The 17,712-nt window shown below is 43.3% G+C and carries 14 protein-coding genes; 4 read left to right on the top strand and 10 right to left on the bottom strand.

Annotated features, from left to right (window positions below; translation table 11 throughout):
- Positions 1–47 precede the first annotated feature (47 nt).
- The 3 genes from ACSR9O_RS12345 (at position 48) to ACSR9O_RS12335 (ending at position 1,956) form a co-directional block, all read left to right on the top strand.
- The gene (locus tag ACSR9O_RS12345) at positions 48–1,106 is read left to right on the top strand and encodes a processed acidic surface protein (protein WP_491724468.1); all 1,059 of its coding nucleotides are present in this window, start codon (positions 48–50) and stop codon (positions 1,104–1,106) included.
- Between the two features lies 1 nt (position 1,107).
- Complete coding sequence (locus tag ACSR9O_RS12340) at positions 1,108–1,749, top strand: class D sortase (protein WP_491724467.1); 642 nt, start codon at positions 1,108–1,110, stop codon at positions 1,747–1,749.
- A 63-nt stretch (positions 1,750–1,812) separates the two neighbouring features.
- Complete coding sequence (locus ACSR9O_RS12335; protein ID WP_230176162.1) at positions 1,813–1,956, top strand: hypothetical protein; 144 nt, start codon at positions 1,813–1,815, stop codon at positions 1,954–1,956.
- 35 nt (positions 1,957–1,991) lie between these two features.
- Here the strand turns inward: ACSR9O_RS12335 and ACSR9O_RS12330 are convergent, their stop codons facing one another.
- From ACSR9O_RS12330 to ACSR9O_RS12285, 10 genes are all read right to left on the bottom strand, one after another.
- Positions 1,992–2,510, bottom strand: coding sequence for an acyltransferase (locus tag ACSR9O_RS12330; protein WP_101223732.1), 519 nt, complete (start codon positions 2,508–2,510; stop codon positions 1,992–1,994).
- The gene (ppaX, locus tag ACSR9O_RS12325) at positions 2,507–3,175 is read right to left on the bottom strand and encodes a pyrophosphatase PpaX (protein ID WP_101223733.1); all 669 of its coding nucleotides are present in this window, start codon (positions 3,173–3,175) and stop codon (positions 2,507–2,509) included. Before ppaX ends, ACSR9O_RS12330 begins: the two co-directional genes overlap by 4 nt.
- A complete protein-coding gene (locus tag ACSR9O_RS12320; protein WP_101223734.1) occupies positions 3,165–4,109 on the bottom strand; it encodes a nucleoside recognition domain-containing protein in 945 nt (314 codons plus the stop codon). Before ACSR9O_RS12320 ends, ppaX begins: the two co-directional genes overlap by 11 nt.
- A 27-nt stretch (positions 4,110–4,136) precedes the next feature.
- Positions 4,137–4,949: a prolipoprotein diacylglyceryl transferase gene (gene lgt, locus ACSR9O_RS12315; protein WP_101223735.1), complete on the bottom strand. Its 813-nt coding sequence runs from the start codon at positions 4,947–4,949 to the stop codon at positions 4,137–4,139.
- Between the two features lie 26 nt (positions 4,950–4,975).
- Positions 4,976–5,911 carry an HPr(Ser) kinase/phosphatase gene (gene hprK / locus ACSR9O_RS12310; RefSeq protein ID WP_101223736.1) on the bottom strand — a complete coding sequence of 312 codons (936 nt, stop codon included), beginning with the start codon at positions 5,909–5,911 and terminating at the stop codon, positions 4,976–4,978.
- 559 nt (positions 5,912–6,470) lie between these two features.
- Positions 6,471–7,571, bottom strand: coding sequence for a DUF4097 family beta strand repeat-containing protein (locus ACSR9O_RS12305; protein ID WP_402943519.1), 1,101 nt, complete (start codon positions 7,569–7,571; stop codon positions 6,471–6,473).
- Between the two features lie 500 nt (positions 7,572–8,071).
- Positions 8,072–10,951: an excinuclease ABC subunit UvrA gene (gene uvrA / locus ACSR9O_RS12300; protein ID WP_491724466.1), complete on the bottom strand. Its 2,880-nt coding sequence runs from the start codon at positions 10,949–10,951 to the stop codon at positions 8,072–8,074.
- 6 nt (positions 10,952–10,957) lie between these two features.
- A complete protein-coding gene (uvrB, locus tag ACSR9O_RS12295; RefSeq protein WP_101224004.1) occupies positions 10,958–12,943 on the bottom strand; it encodes an excinuclease ABC subunit UvrB in 1,986 nt (661 codons plus the stop codon).
- A 218-nt stretch (positions 12,944–13,161) separates the two neighbouring features.
- Positions 13,162–13,392, bottom strand: a complete 231-nt coding sequence (locus tag ACSR9O_RS12290; protein ID WP_101223739.1) for a CsbA family protein — start codon at positions 13,390–13,392, stop codon at positions 13,162–13,164.
- Between the two features lie 190 nt (positions 13,393–13,582).
- Positions 13,583–15,160, bottom strand: a complete 1,578-nt coding sequence (locus tag ACSR9O_RS12285; protein WP_397315557.1) for a catalase — start codon at positions 15,158–15,160, stop codon at positions 13,583–13,585.
- 260 nt (positions 15,161–15,420) lie between these two features.
- Here ACSR9O_RS12285 and ACSR9O_RS12280 point away from each other — a divergent pair, with 260 nt between their 5' ends.
- On the top strand, positions 15,421–17,643 hold the full coding sequence (locus ACSR9O_RS12280; protein WP_491724465.1) for an MMPL family transporter: 2,223 nt from the start codon (positions 15,421–15,423) through the stop codon (positions 17,641–17,643).
- The last annotated feature ends 69 nt before the right edge of the window (positions 17,644–17,712 follow it).

Below are 17,712 nucleotides of genomic sequence, written 5' to 3'. Positions count from 1 at the left end.
ATATTTAGGAGTTTGGTAATATTATAAAATTTTAGGGGGAAATGGGAATGAAGAAATATTTTTCATTTTTTGTGGCTCTTATCGTTCTTTTTTCACTGGGTTCAAGCGGGACGATGGGTTTTGCCGCAACTAAGATCAACCAGGATGAGCTTAATGAATACCTTTCTGAAGTTAGAATGACACAAGAAGAATTGGAAGAGTATTTATCCTATTACGACTTAACATTGAATGAACTGAAATCGGTAGAAGAGTTGCGTGATACATTAGGACCGGCCGTCACTCCTGAGACCTTACAGAATCTACTTAAACAATATGAAATGACAGAAGCTGAACTAACGGAATTATTAATAGAATACGGTGAACTGGAAGAGGGAGATTCCATCATCGATACCTTCCATTTCATTTACGACATTGAGGATATCATCGATTTAGAAATGGATTATGATGAGGACGCAATGGATTATGATGAGGAAGAGATCATCGATTTAATGGATGGCCTCTTTACTGATATCGGTCTAACAGACGAAGAGCTCGACAGATTCATGAATCATCTCTTGCCTATCATCGAAGACCCTTCTTTTGAAGCTCGTTTAATGGCGATCTCCGATAGAATGAATCAACTTGATAATTTCGAAACAATTGATGAATTGTCTGCAGAACAAGTGGCTGAATTGCTTTCTATTTATAATGATCTTCAAAGCTTGCTGCAAATTCAATTCAAATTCGCCTTAATTCAGGATGGTGTCACAACAAACCTATCCCTTGAGGCTTTATTCCAGCTTAAGGAATTAACGAATGCTAGTTTACTAGTTTCGATTTATGATTTAAACGGCAATTTTTTGCTCGATTTTATATTGACAGGTAAAATGATCGGTTCCGATTTAGTGAAAGAAACCGGTAATGACATTAAACAGTCCACCGAGGTCATTTCTAAAGTGGCTGAGGTACAAAAAGAAAAGAAGAAACCCGCAAAACCTGAACACAAAACGGAAAAAGGCGGAGTGCTTCCTAAAACGGCCGGTCATTACTTATTCGGTGCTTTAATCGGTTTAGTGTTGATGGGTATCGCTTTCGGATTAATTAGAAAAGCAAGACTCACTAATTAAGATGAGTAAAAATAGGCAATCCAGGCATAAGAAAAAATGGTTTCTTGTCACTGCTGTTTGCTTTTTAACCTTAGGTTTTTATTTTACAACGACAAACGCCTATACACTGTTAAAAGGCTATGCCCTGTATAAATGGAATGAATCTGCCACAACGGAAGCTACAGCTAAGCTCCCCGAACCGAAGACGAAGGCAAATATTCCCGATGGGCTTGAACTATATGAAGAGCGGACGGAGACAGGAGATTTGATGGGTCAGCTTTATATTCCAACAATTGAGGCAACACTCCCAATTTATCACGGAACGGACGAAGATGAACTTGAAAAGGGCGTCGGTCATTATGCAGGCTCCGTCCTCCCAGGTGAAAAGGATAATTCCGTTTTATCCGGGCACCGAGATACAATTTTCAGAGATCTAGGTGAAGTCGGCGAAGGCGACTTGCTGATTGCCAAGACAGAAGCCGGTTCATTTACATATAAAGTGAGGAAGGTTCGTATCGTCGATGCAGATGACCGTACCGTGATCGTTCCCAAGCCTAAAGCCACACTTACAGTAACAACCTGCTATCCTTTTTCATATATTGGTAGTGCACCGGAACGGTACGTATTGGTTGCCGATTTATTGAAATCGGAAATAGTTAAATGAGATATGGGGCTGAAGTTGTTCAGCCCCCTTTTGATAAATAGATGATAGGAGGACAAGCTCAATATGGATAAACAGGCACAGGAAAGGTTTTTTCGAGTTTTAAAAGAAACGTATGAAGCGACGGTGAACCAGGAATATATATCAATCAACGAAGTCATGGAGCATCTAAAGAATGAACTGACTCCGTTATACCCAAAATGCCATTAAAAAGGACCTGCCGCATATATGGGCAAGTCCTTTTTTCACAAGGAAGTTTGCTGCTCCCTCTCAAGCATTTCTTCTTTGGTATATATGATTTTCATTGGATTTCCCCCGACGAAAGCTCCCTCTGGAACATCCTTATGGACAAGTGTACCTGCAGAGACAATCGCCCCATTTCCGATTGAAAGTCCTGGAAGAATGGTCGAATTGGCTCCAATCAATACTTCATCCCCAATGACTACATCTCCTAAACGATATTCCTGAATCAAATATTCATGTGCAAGAATCGTCGTATTATAGCCAATGACAGTATTTCTTCCAACTGATATTTTTTCCGGAAACATCACATCGGGCATGACCATCAAGGCAAACGAAGTATGCTTTCCGACTTTCATATGTAAAAAAGTCCTGTACAACCAATTCTTCATGCCCAGAAAAGGCGTATAACGCGCTAGCTGTATCACCACAAAATTCTTGACGACTTTCCAGAATGGAACGGTCTTATATACATGCCATAGTGAATTAGCCCCTTCAACTGGATAGCGGGACGTGCGTCTCATTTTCTAGCCTCTGTGAGCTTTTCAACCTCAACGATATTCAATAAATCCGCCATCTGCTCAAGCATATAATCAGGGTGATAGCTTTCCAGGAATTCACGGCCTTTAATGGACCATGAGACCCCTGCCGTTTTTGTACCTGTGTTCTTCCCGCCCAGAATATCATGATAACTGTCCCCAATCATGATCGCTTCTTCAGGAACCGAACCGAGTTGATTTAAAGCTTTTACCAAAGGCTCTGGATCCGGCTTTGCTTTTTCCACCTCATCCAGTGTGACCACCACATCAAAGAATTGATCCAGTTTGCTTAAACGCAGGCCCTTTTCGACGACATCACGCTTCTTTGTCGTAACGACTGCCAATTTATAGCCGCTCTGCTTCAATGTTTGAACGGTTTCGAACACACCGTCAAATTGTGTGACAAGCAAATCATGGTTCCTCCAATTATGCTCCCGATAGTAAGCGATCATTTCATCCACTCGTTTTGGATCAATGGAAGAGAAAGTATCGACCAAAGTCGGTCCGATAAATGGAATGATATCTTCCCGATTGAACTTTCCTGGACAAAAGTGGTTTAACGTTTCTGTAAATGAGGCGATGATCAATTCATTTGTATTGATCAACGTCCCGTCAAGATCAAATAATAATGTAGTTATGTTACTGTTCATATACAGCTTCCTTTCTCTGTACCCTGTCAGCCCGATTCCATATATACGCAACGGCCATCGTTAAAACAATGGCAGTGAGTATCCGAATAAGTAATAACGGCAAGACCGGAATCCCCAGCGGAATAAAAATCAATGTATCTTCTACAACAGCATGGCAGGCAACTAAAAAGATGAATGCAATCGTCATATCCTTCTTCGAAACATTATCCTCTTTAGCCGCTTGAATCATCACCCCTGCCCCATATGCCAAACCGAGAGTCAGGCCTGTAACGAAAGGCATGGAAGCATTCGGCTTCATCCCCAGGACCTTCATGAAGGGTGCAAGGGCTTTCGAGAAGGCTTCCAGCCACTTTAAATCTTTCATGATTTGAACAGCCACCATGAGCGGAATAACGATGACCGCCAGCTGGCCAATTCCTGAAAGGGCCTGGATGACCCCATGCAAAAGGATCGCTCCCGCTCCGTTAATCTCTGCAGCCTCCCCGATAGCCGTTCCCTGGGCCATTTCAGATCCGCCCTGCCAAACAAGATTGATGACGACCGCGGACAAAAGCGCAAGCCCGATCCGTACTGTTAGGATGACCCACAGCTTGACACCGGTTTTCATCGCCACACCTGACTCAATCAATAAATTATGTGAAAAAGATAGCATCATAGCGATGATAAAAACTTCTTTCACAGTCAAATCAAGCGTTAATATGCCAGCAATCGCTGCGTATAAATTCAGGAAATTCCCTAATACAAGAGGAATTGCAGCATCCCCTGGAAGACCGATGAGATTCATCAAAGGCGCTATCAAGTTGATGATGAATGGCAATACAGGCGTATATTGAAGCACAGTGACGATCAGAGTAACCGGAAATATCACTTTCCCCAAAGACCAGGTTGTATTCAAGCCTGAAAGAAGTCCCTTTTTAACCGAATCTACTATCACTATGCCCTCTCCCTTTACACATATTACCTATGCATCTAAATATCTTTTGTCTGCATGCCCGCGGACCCTTCTAAAGACCACCAAGGCGATGGCTACAGCTACCAATACAATCGAGATCACTTGTGCGATACGCAGTGAATCCGTCAGCATCAAACTGTCCGTCCGCAATCCTTCAATGTAATAACGTCCGATGGAATACCATATTACATAGGTTAAAAACAGTTCCCCCCTGCGCAAGTTCACTTTCCGTAAACTTAAGAGAATAATGACACCGAGGATATTCCAAATCGATTCATACAAAAAGGTCGGGTGATAATACGTACCGTTTATGTACATTTGATTTATGATGAATTCAGGCAAATGCATATTTTCAAGGAATGACCTTGTTATTTCTCCCCCATGCGCTTCCTGATTCATGAAATTACCCCAACGGCCAATCGCCTGCCCCAACAATAAGCTCGGTGCAGCAATATCCGCCAGCTTCCAAAATGACACTTTCTTGACCTTGGCAAACACGATTGCAGTCAGTACCGACCCAATCAACGCACCATGTATGGCGATTCCGCCATTCCATATTTTAATGATATCTCCCGGGTTTTGTGAATAGTACTCCCATTGAAAGATCACATAATAAATACGGGCACTTATGATCGCGATTGGGACAGCAAACAAAATCATGTCAGTAAAAATTTCCTTATCAAGACCTCTTCGCTCAGATTCCCTTAAAGCGATAATAAGACCCAATAACACACCGAAACCGATGATGAGTCCATACCAATGTACCTGGATGGGACCTAGATCTATCGCTATTGGATTCAGCGGCTGAATTCCTTGTTCCATTTTGTCCCCTCTTTTCTTATAACCTTTTAAAATTCATCATGTTCCGGATCTGCAATTGCGTGGTTCAAGCGATCTGAAAACTGTTCCGCTGCATTTACTCCCATTCGCTTCAGGCGGTAATTCATGGCTGCCACTTCAATGATGACAGATAAATTTCGCCCTGGACGGACAGGTACGGTAATTTTCGTCACTTCCGTATCGATGATTTTCATTTTTTCTTCATCAAGGCCAACCCGGTCATACTGCTTGTTTTTTTCCCATAGTTCCAGATTGATGACGATTGAGATCTTTTTATTGCTGCGGACTGCGCCAGCTCCGAAAAGTGTCATTACATTAATGATTCCCAATCCTCTTATTTCTAGAAGATGTTCGATTAAATCCGGGGCATTCCCGACCAGCGTATCTTGGTCTTCCTGCCTGATTTCGACGCAGTCATCGGCTACGAGACGATGACCCCGTTTCACTAATTCCAGGGCTGTCTCACTTTTACCGACGCCGCTTTTTCCGGTGATCAACACACCTAACCCATAGATATCCACCAATACACCATGAACAGCAGTAGTTGGTGCCAACCTGCTTTCCAGGAAATTGGTCAGACGGCTGTATAACCTTGTTGTCTTCATATTAGATCTCATCACAGGAACGGATTCCCGCTCAGACGCTTCGATCAATTCTATCGGCACTTCCTGACCACGCGTAATGATGATGCCTGGGGTAAAGTCCCTGCATAACTCTTCCATCCTCTGTACTCGATCCGGTTCATTCAGCCGATTAAAAAAGGACATCTCCGTCATACCTAAAAGCTGTACTCGATCTGCGGGATAATAATCAAAAAAACCGGCTATTTCAAGTCCGGGACGAGATAAATCACTCGTGACGATCGGTCTGTTAATTCCTTCTTCCCCACTGATAAGTTCTAGACCGAACGCTTCTACTATATCCTTTGTACGGACTTTTGCCATATATCTTTCCTCCTTTTGGAGTGATGCTATTTTTTGAGATACTTTTTCTATTTTAGCATTTTTCTGTTAATAACCAAACAAAGCATTATCGATTTATTGTTTTTTTATTCACTCCACCCGGATGGGCCAAGTGAACTGGAAAGAGATGAGAGGAAAAGGAACATACATGAATCCTTACATCAAAATAAAAGAAAGCCAGCCAATTTATATTGGCAGGCTCACTTTGCAGACAAAAGGGATCTGAAACGTATCTTTCATCAAATGATGTTCCCGACCCAACTCCAAAGCAACTCCTTAGGTATGGTTCCGATACAAATTGGATGTTGATTTCCGCTCAAGAAACTCGTTTTCCGCGGGCGGTCGTGGAGCCTCCTCGGCTTGCGCCTGCGGGGTCTCCCCTAGTCGCGCTTTTCCCGCAGGAATCTCGTACCTTCCTCTCCAATCAAACTTGTTATTAAATTTAGAACAAGCCATAAAAAAACTGCAGGCAAACTCGTTTTCCATCGAGTTTGCCTACAGTTTGAGCCGCCAGTAGTATATCAATGGCCTTTCCCTTTCTTCAGGAAACCGTTATCGCTGCAGTTTTGGTTTCTGCAAAAACATGAAGCACAGGAACCTCTTCTTTAACCGTCTTAAACTTAAGGACCTTCTGAACCACATCACTTTTCTCTTCGATGATTGTCATCCCTTCCAAAGTTACATTAAAGCTTCCTAAATTTGACTTCAATTCTCCTTCGATCGCCTTACCTGGCGGCAAGGTCAACTGGACTTTTCCAGTGACTGACTTAGCATGGATCGAATCGCAATCCATCCCTGAATTCGTACAGATGATTTCCCCATTGAACGTTTGGACATCCAATTTCTTGAAGTATCCAGCAGCATTAATCGCTCCATTCAGGGTCTCGGCTTCCAAGTCATTAAAGTTGGTATCTGAAATGGTGATCATCCCATTACCTGTTTCAAGCTCACAGAAATCACCCGTACCCTGCATGATATGAATGGCACCATTTGCCGTTTTCGCTTTAAGCTTCTCTGATTTCAGTGATTCAGTCGTGATTGCGCCATTGAACATCCTTACATGGATGTCCTCATATTCCTTCCTTGGAATGTACATGATTGTATCAACCTTTATGGATTTTTCACGAACCTTGAACTTCAATTTTCCATTTTCAATCGTGAAATCGACTTCTTCCAAAAAATTTTTCCTGGCTTCTTCTATTTCTTCCACACGGTATACCTTAGCTTGGCATTCAACCCGGACATCATCATGGTCCCATGCGGCGATTTTTATTTTCCCATTTGCTATATCTACATCAACCTCATCCAGGAAATCATGCTCATGCTGAAAAATATGACTGACCTCCACAGACTTCCCGAAATTGAAATCAAGATCCGTTTCTTTGATTTTCTTAAAAGCACTTTCAACGAAATCAATAATCTTTTCTTTCGATGACTGGATATTCTTTTTAAACGTATCCTGAGTGCTTCCTTCACTTTTCTTATCCACGACTACCGTCGATAATTCGTTTTGCAATTTCTGCTCTTTAGCTTCACTTTCCTGACTGGCTTTTTCTAATTCTTCCAAAAGGCCCAAGGCTTCTTCCGCCGATAACTTTCCATCCTGAATCATTTCTAAAATCTTCTTTCTTTCCTCCTGCATGAACATTCCTCGCTTTCTTCTACCATTTTATTCATACATACGCCTAGATATCTAAAAAGTTTCATAAATACCGTTTTTCCCATCTTTCGACAAAGGAAAATGACAATTTCCGAAAAGGAAGATGTATGATTTCCCCGGAAATATCTTGTTTTCCCATTCTTTAATCAAATGATTGATTAAATGCACACTGTCATTTTTCTACAAAAAAACAAGCCTGATGGCTTGTTCCTGACTGTAGACAAATTCGAAGAAAACGAGTTTGCCTGCAGTTTTAATATTACTTTTACAATTCAGGTTGATTTCCGATCCAGGCACGCGCTTTTCCCGCAGGGGTCTCGCACCTTCCTCTACAATCAACTTCGTTAAAAAAATTAAGCTAGAAATCCATACATAAGGAATTGAACTGCTTTGGGTCAGCTGGTTCGGACATCCATTTGATGAAAGATATGTTTTCCGAACCCCCTTTAGTGGACAAACTGAAACTAGCCAACCGGCTTCTTTTAAGCATGTTCATGCTCCGTTTCTTTTTCTTCAATCCAATTTTCCATGCGGATTTGATCACGGGTAAGTACAGGTTTTAAGTATTTCCCCGTGTACGATTCGGAAACTTCACATATTTTTTCAGGTGTTCCATAAGTGACGATCGTACCGCCCTTATCTCCGCCTTCCGGTCCCAGGTCAATAATATGGTCCGCCGTCTTGATGACATCCAGATTATGCTCGATCACCAAAACGGTATCCCCATTGTCAACCAGCCGCTGCAGAACCTGGAGCAGCCTTGCTATATCGTGGACATGTAGACCGGTAGTTGGTTCATCCAAGATATAGAAGGAGCGCCCAGTGGATCGGCGATGCAATTCGGAAGCAAGTTTCACCCTTTGCGCTTCACCGCCTGATAAAGTGGTGGCAGGCTGTCCAAGCTTGATATAACCCAAACCAACATCATAAATCGTTTGCAGCTTCCGTTTGATTTTCGGGATATTTTCAAAGAAACTAACGCCTTCCTCGACTGTCATATCGAGAATGTCGGATATGTTTTTCCCTTTATATTTCACTTCAAGAGTTTCCCGGTTATACCTTTTACCATGACAGATTTCACATGGAACATAGACATCTGGGAGAAAATGCATTTCAATCTTGATAATCCCATCACCACGGCATGCTTCACAGCGGCCGCCCTTAACATTGAAACTGAACCTTCCTTTTTTATAACCGCGGATCTTCGCTTCATTAGTCGAGGCAAACACGTCACGAACATCATCGAATACACCCGTATAGGTAGCTGGATTCGATCGTGGGGTTCTGCCGATAGGTGATTGGTCAATATCAATGACTTTATCTAAATGCTCGATTCCCTTGATTTCACGGAAATCACCTGGTCTGGCTTTTGCCCGATTCAGTTTTTGAGCCAATGACTTATGGAGGATCTCATTCACCAATGTACTTTTCCCTGATCCGGAGACTCCCGTTACGGCTGTAAAGACCCCAAGCGGGAATTTCACATTAACGTTTTTCAAATTGTTTTCCTTGGCACCTTTTATTTCAATGACACGGCCATCATTTTTCCGGCGTTCCAATGGCAATGGAATGAATTTCTTCCCTGCTAAATATTGCCCCGTTAAGGATTTAGGATTATTCATGACCTCTTCCGTAGTTCCAGCGGCCACTATTTCCCCTCCATGCGCTCCTGCTCCAGGACCAACATCGATCAAATAATCCGCAGCAATCATCGTATCTTCATCGTGCTCGACAACAATGAGGGTGTTCCCGATTTCGCGCATATTCTTCAATGTTTCGATCAATCGATCGTTATCCCTCTGATGCAGCCCTATTGAAGGTTCATCCAAAATATAAAGGACTCCCGTCAATCGGGAACCGATCTGCGTCGCCAATCTTATACGCTGCGCTTCACCGCCTGATAAAGTTCCCGCTGCCCTGCTCAACGTCAAATATTCCAAACCTACATTAGCCAGGAAACCGAGCCGCTCACGAATTTCACGTAAAATCAATCTCGCAATTGCAGCTTCTTTTTCAGTCAAATCAAGCTCATCGAAAAATACTAACGCATCCTCCACTGATAAAGCTGTCGTTTCACTAATATGGACCCCTTGAATGAGCACGGAAAGACTCTCTTTTTTCAATCGATGACCCTTACAGGTTGGACAGTGATGTTCTGACATGTATTTCTGCATTTGCTCACGAATAAAGTCAGAACTCGTCTCCTTGAAGCGCCTTTCGATGTTTCTTAAAACTCCTTCAAAAGGAATATATCCTTCTTGCACTCTTCCAAAATCATTTTTATAACGGAAATATATCTTATCTTTGCCTGAACCAAGCAAGACCTTATCCATCTTCTCTTCCGGTAAATCCTTAACGGGCACATCCATATCTATCCCATAATGGTTTGCCACCGCTTCAAGGAGCTGAGGGTAATATTGAGAACTTGTCGGCTCCCATGGCGCAATTGCATGTTGACGGAGGCTTAATTCGTTATTCGGGATGACCAGATCACGGTCCACCTCAAGCCTTGCCCCCAAGCCATCACAATCCGGGCAGGCCCCAAACGGGCTATTGAAGGAAAACATTCTAGGCTCTAACTCTTCAATCGAAAATCCGCAGTATGGACAAGCATGATGTTCACTGAACAGCAGCTCTTCCTCACCCATAACGTCAATGATGACTTTACCTTCGCCAAGCTGCAAAGCACTTTCCAATGAATCTGCAAGCCTGGCCATGATACCCTCTTTTATGACGATCCGGTCTATGATGACTTCAATCGAATGTTTTTTATTTTTTTCGAGAGTGATCTCATCGCTGAGGTCATGCATTTCCCCGTTCACACGAATGCGGACATATCCTTGTTTCTTAACTTCCTCCAAAACTTTCGCATGTGTCCCTTTTCTGCCTGAGACTAGCGGTGCCAATACTTGAAGCTTGGTTCGCTCAGGGTAATCAAGAATGCGGTCCACCATTTGCTCTATCGTTTGTGAGGTGATTTCTATATTATGGATGGGACAGGTCGGCCTGCCGACCCGTGCAAATAACAGCCTTAAATAATCATAGATCTCCGTAACAGTCCCTACGGTTGAACGAGGATTTCGACTGGTCGTTTTCTGGTCTATGGAAATGGCTGGTGACAAACCTTCTATCGCATCGACATCCGGTTTATCCACTTGGCCTAAGAATTGACGAGCATAAGCGGAAAGTGATTCCACATAACGTCTTTGCCCTTCTGCATAAATCGTATCAAAAGCCAAGGAAGACTTTCCAGATCCGGATAATCCGGTCAGCACAACAAGTTTGTCTCTCGGTATCGTGATATCAATATTCTTTAAATTGTTGGCCCTGGCGCCTTTTATCACAATTTTATCCATTGCCATGTTTCGTCACCCTTCCGCTTTTAACTCTAGTAATAAATCACGCAGCTCGGCAGCTCGCTCGAAGTCCAGTGCCTTTGCCGCTTCCTTCATTTCTTTTTCCATGCTTGCCATTACTTTTAAACGCTCTTTTTTAGGAAGCTTCGCGAGGCTTGGTGCAAGGTCTTCCTTATACTCTTCGCCTTCTTCGGCAACATGAGTCGCCCTTATGGAGTCGCGGATATCCTTTTGAATGGTTTGAGGCAATATTCCATGCTCTTTATTATAATTTTCCTGGATTTCACGGCGCCGCCTCGTTTCATTGATGGCAAGTTCCATCGAATTCGTGATTCGGTCTGCATACATGATGACGTGGCCGTTCGCATTACGGGCTGCACGGCCCATCGTTTGAATAAGCGAACGTTCCGAGCGAAGGAACCCTTCTTTATCGGCATCCAGAATGGTCACTAACGACACTTCCGGAATATCGAGGCCTTCCCTTAAAAGATTGATTCCAACTAGAACATCATATTTGCCCATTCGAAGTTCCCGGATGATTTCTATCCTTTCCAAGGTCTTCACTTCCGAATGAAGATATTGGACCTTGATGCCGATTTCCTTTAAATAATCAGTTAAATCCTCAGACATCTTTTTCGTCAAGGTCGTTATGAGCACACGCTCGTTCTTTTTGACGCGCTCCTGTATTTCACCGATCAAGTCATCTATTTGCCCTTCAATCGGCCGCACTTCCACCGTCGGATCCAGCAATCCGGTAGGACGGATGATCTGCTGAACCATTTCCGGGGTATGTTCGAGTTCATATGGTCCCGGAGTTGCCGAAACGAATATGGATTGATGGACCTTTTTTTCAAATTCCTCAAATCTTAGCGGGCGGTTATCTTTCGCAGACGGCAGACGGAAGCCATGATCGACGAGCACTTGCTTACGCGCCTGATCTCCATTGAACATTCCGCGGATTTGCGAGAGGGTTACGTGTGATTCATCCACGACCAATAGGAAATCCTCTGGAAAGTAATCTATTAAAGTGTATGGTGTCGCACCTGAGGGACGAAGCGTCAAATGGCGGGAATAGTTCTCGATCCCTGAACAAAAGCCCATTTCACGCATCATTTCCAGATCATAACGGGTCCGCTGCTCCAAGCGCTGCGCTTCAAGGAGTTTTTCATCTTCCCTTAATTCCTTCAATCGTTCTTCCAGTTCCGTTTCGATATTTTGAATGGCTATCCGCATTTTCTCTTCGCGGGTTACGAAGTGGGAAGCCGGGAAAATGGCGATATGATCCCGTTCACCGGTAATTTCGCCAGTCAGGGCATCGACTTCACGAATACGGTCAATCTCATCCCCGAAAAACTCGACCCGTACGCAATGTTCATCACGTGAGGCCGGGAAAATTTCAACCACGTCGCCGCGAACGCGGAAGGTCCCCCGTTGGAAAGCAATATCATTACGTTCATATTGAATATCAACGAGTCTGTGCAGCAAGGCATTCCGGTCTATCTCCATGCCTGTTCGGAGGGAAACGACCATCTCCCGGTACTCTTCAGGAGAACCGAGTCCATATATGCACGAAACACTGGCAATGATGATGACATCTTTCCTTTCGAACAAAGACGAGGTTGCCGAGTGACGCAGTTTATCGATTTCATCATTGATGCTTGCATCTTTCTCGATGAATGTATCCGTGGATGGAACATAAGCCTCCGGCTGGTAGTAATCATAATAGCTAACGAAGTACTCAACGGCATTATTAGGGAAGAACTCTTTGAACTCACTATAAAGCTGCCCTGCCAACGTTTTATTGTGGGCAATGACAAGAGTCGGTTTATTGATTCTTTGAATCACATTGGAAACGGTGAACGTTTTCCCTGTCCCTGTCGCCCCCAATAACGTCTGCATTTCCTTGCCTTCCTTAATCCCTTCGACCAGCATTTCAATTGCTGCCGGCTGATCTCCTTGAGGAGAGTATTTTGAGACTAACTCAAACTTATCCTTCACCAAGCATAGCCTCCTATTGAAATATTTTTATATGAAAACGGGACATAACTATATCCCTTCTATTTATTCCGGTTTGATAAAGCATATATACACATTCTACCACAATAGCCTTAAAACAAACCAGCAATAAGCGAACATCCATTCTATTTTTGTTTTATGGACTTCATGATGTGTTGAGGGGAATGACAAGTTTGGGTACAAAAAAAGCACCTTTTGTGTCAGGCGCTCTTGGATGTACGTTTCATCATTCTTTTTGATAACCAAAATCCCACTGTTAGGGATAAGGCATCGACGATGATCAATAAGTTTGTATGCGTATAACCTTTATATGCGGAAGCTGTAATCAAGGCAACAGTTAAAACAAGGCCCACGACATTGTTATAGGTGACCCTTGAAAATAGCATGACGAGTAGACAAGGAAGGAAAAGGGCAGAAAGAAATTTAATCATTTTTTCATCTCCTTTATAAGAGAAAAATAGAGTAGTTTCAGTTTAAATGATTATCAAGTTTTTTGCCAATCAATTTCCCACTTGATTTTCAAGGCATCATCAGAAGAATCTTCCACACTTCCATCAATTATGCCCATTAAAAAAAGAGGCAAACCCCTTTATAGGGAAGTTTGCCTCTTTTTTAGTCCCATCAATATGGATCCGCTTCATGTCCTTTACTAACGGCATCCTCAGGGTTATCCGACCCGCCCAGTGGTTTTGAAGATTCCGTATGTTCAGAAGCCGAGGCCAGTCCCTCTTTCAATCTGCGGCCATACTCTTCATCGGCCTCTTCGGCAAGTGCTATCATTTTTTCCTGAATGCGCTTGTCGGCAGGAGCCAATGCCGCCACTAAATTGGAAATTAAATCGTCCTTTTCCCAATCCTCGAATTCACGGAATGTTTCCCCGGCCTGTTTCGTATTATTTTGACGATCGATTGTCTCACGAACAATTTTCCCTTCCACCATAGGTGTATGCTCCTTGCCCGTCTGCTTGGCTTCTTTCAAGCCGCCGACAGTTGATGGTTCGTAGTTGATGTGGGGGCTTTGGCTGCCTCTGCCAACTTCATATTGCATCTGTCCGCCAGTCTGATTCGTGGCTGTTCGTTTTTTCGGAGCATTGATCGGCAATTGCAGATAATTCGCGCCAACACGGTGACGCTGTGTATCGGAATAAGAGAATGTACGTCCCTGTAACATCTTGTCATCAGAAAAGTCCAGTCCATCCACTAGGACACCTGTGCCGAATGCAGCCTGTTCGACTTCAGTGAAATAGTCTTCAGGGTTTTTATTCAATACCATCGTACCGACATGCAGCCAAGGGAACTCATCTTTCGGCCAGATCTTCGTATCATCCAACGGATCGAAATCCAACTCAGGATGATCATCATCACTCATGATCTGTACGTTGAGATCCCATTCAGGATAGTCACCGCGTTCGATCGCTTCATAAAGATCCTGTGTGGCATGATTGAAATTCGTAGCTTGAATTTCATTGGCCTCTTGCTGTGTCAGGTTCTTGATCCCTTGTTTCGGTTCCCAATGATACTTGACAAGCACTGCTTTCCCTTCCTCATTCACCCATTTATAAGTATTGACCCCTGATCCTTGCATCATGCGATAGTTAGCTGGAATGCCCCATGGGGAAAACACAAAGGTAACCATATGGAATGTTTCAGGCGAACTCGAGCAAAAATCGAAAATCCTCCTGCCGTCCTGAATATTCGTGACCGGATCCGGTTTGAAGGCATGAATCAAATCCGGGAATTTCATGGCATCACGGATAAAGAAAATTTTCAGGTTATTGCCTACAAGATCCCAGTTTCCGTCTTCCGTATAAAATTTAACGGCAAATCCCCTTGGGTCACGTAACGTTTCCGGGGACGTCCCTCCATGAATAACAGATGAAAATCTCACGAATACCGGGGTTTTTTTACCTTCTTCCTGAAAAACCTTCGCTCTCGTATATTTTGAAATCGGCTCGTCCCCCGCTTTACCGGTCGGAACGAAATAACCATGCGCACCTGCACCGCGGGCATGCACAACCCGTTCAGGGATACGCTCCCTATCGAAGTGGCTGATTTTTTCCAGGAAATCATAGTTCTCAAGTGTACTAGGTCCTCTGTTCCCTACAGTTCTAATACTCTGGTTATTCGTTACCGGGTGCCCTTGCCTGTTCGTTAATGTTTCTTTCGATTCATCATTTGTTTTTTTTGATTTATCAGACAAAAAAATCCCTCCTTTGTTAATAAAAGCCATAATAATACTATACTTTCCCCTATCTCCTATATTTAACTCTTCAATCTTCAAAATTTAATTGAAATTAGTAAATAAGTACTTTTCCCCTATATATCGATGAGCAGATTTTCATGCCATTAACGACTTGAAGCATTTAGTAGTTGGAGTGAGCATACCCATTTTTGTATATGTCAACAGCACACCATTATAATGAACTAAGGATAAAAAATTCAAAAAGCGGGGTGCCTTCATTGGACGAATCAATATTAGGAAAACTTGGCAGGATGATGACAGGAAAAATCAGTCGTTGGGTTGTCATTGCTGTATGGATAATTGCAGCAATCGGATTAACCATCACATTGCCTGCCGTTAATGATCGAACAGCAAATAATGCCGCCGACTTGCCTGAAGACTCACCTTCCGTCGTGGCTGATGAACTTATTAAAGAAGAGTTTCCAAATTCCTCTGGAATACCTGCCCTGCTTACATGGCATCGGGAAGGTGGACTGACAGAGGCCGACTTGGCCGAAATCCAGTACCTTTCCAAGGAATTGACAGATAACCCTTTGATACAGCAATCTTTTTTACCGCCGCTTCATGAAATTCCGTTGCCTGCTCTTCAAGGCTCGGTTTCAGAAGATGGAACGACTTTCGTACAGCCGCTTTTCTTTAAAGAAAAGACCGAGACTGAAATTCTTGAAAAAAATCTTGAGAGCATTAATGAAATAGTTTCGGAACGTATTGGATCTGACCCATTCAAGGTCCCTACAGATTCAGATGAATTATCACTTCGAGTGACAGGCCCTGTAGGGATATCCGTCGATGCAACAGGATTATTTTCAGGTGCTGATTTCAAATTGCTATTAGCGACCGTAATACTTGTACTTGTCGTATTATTACTCATTTACCGTTCCCCGCTTTTAGCCATCATCCCTTTAATCGGAGTAGGATTCGCCTATATTGTCACAAGCCCGATCCTTGGATTCATGGCAGATCATGGTTGGATTACAGTCGATTCACAGGCCATTTCGATCATGACCGTATTATTATTCGGTGCCGGAACGGATTATTGTCTATTTTTAATTTCTCACTACAGAAGTGAATTAAGAAATCATGAAAGCAAACGGAAAGCCATGATCTCCGCATTTAAAGATTCATCAGGCGCCATTGCGATGAGCGGCCTTACGATCGTCATCTCGCTGCTAACATTGCTTGTAGCGAAATACGGAGCCTACCACCGTTTCGCTGTACCATTCAGCTTGTCCATCTTAATCATGATGCTGGCAGCTTTAACACTTGTACCGGCATTGCTTTCTGTATTCGGAAGGGCTTCCTTCTACCCAATCGTTCCGCGTACACCAGAAATGGAAGAAATACGGGCCAAGAAAAAGGGAAAAGCCGTCAAAAAGCATAAAGAAGGCCGCATCGGTAACTGGATTGGTCATATCGTCACAACCAAGCCATGGACCGTCATTCTTACATGCTTGATCATCTTCAGTGTATTAGCTGGATATTCTTCACAAATAAAATATTCATATGATATTCTCTCTTCCTTTCCTGAAGATATGAACTCCCGTGAAGGCTATTCTGTCATTTCCGACTCGTACTCACCGGGTGAACTGGCACCAGCCACAGTGGTTGTAGACACGAATGGTGAAGATATCGATTTAGCGCCGACATTAGAAGGGATGAATATTGTTGAAAGTGTGGCTGATCCAGTCACAAGTAAATCCAATGAAGATCTGCAATCCTATGAGGTCAAATTCAACATCAACCCATATGATATCGAGGCAATTGATTCCATTCCGGAAATCCGCACAATTGCGGAGAAAGAATTGAAGGCCGCCAATATATCTTCCGTCGAAGATAAGGTTTGGATTGGCGGGCAAACTGCGACGCAATTCGATAAAAGGGATACCGTAAAGGCAGATGAATTCATGATCATCCCGATCATCATCGTCCTGATTTCCTTACTCCTTTTAGCCTACTTGCGATCTGTGACAGCCATGGTGTATTTAATGGGGACAGTAATTCTCTCATTCTTTGCTGCTATGGGCTTAGGTTGGATAATCCTGCACTATTTCATGGGTGTCGATGCCATAGAGGGGACGATTCCACTTTATTCTTTCGTATTCCTTGTTGCACTTGGAGAAGACTATAACATTTTCATGGTTTCAAGCATTTGGCGTAAGAAAGAAACGATGCCAATCAAGCAGGCCATCAGAAAAGGCGTTGCCGAAACTAGCGGTGTCATCACTTCCGCCGGAATAATCTTGGCAGCCACTTTTTCCGTTCTAGCCACACTTCCGATTCAAGTATTGGTTCAATTCGGGCTCATTACTGCTCTTGGTGTGTTAATGGACACATTCATTGTGCGCCCGTTCCTTGTTCCTGCGATTACCGCCCTGCTTGGCCGCCATGCCTTTTGGCCAAGTAAAGTGACCGATCAAGAAGAGAAAGATCATGCCAATTAATTAAGGTAGTCAGCTTTACTTTTCTTCATAATGAAAAACCCTGTGCCTCATAAATGCACAGGGTTTTTC

It is taken from the genome of Peribacillus sp. B65, from assembly GCF_058513295.1.
This window is presented reverse-complemented; position numbering and strand designations above follow the sequence as displayed.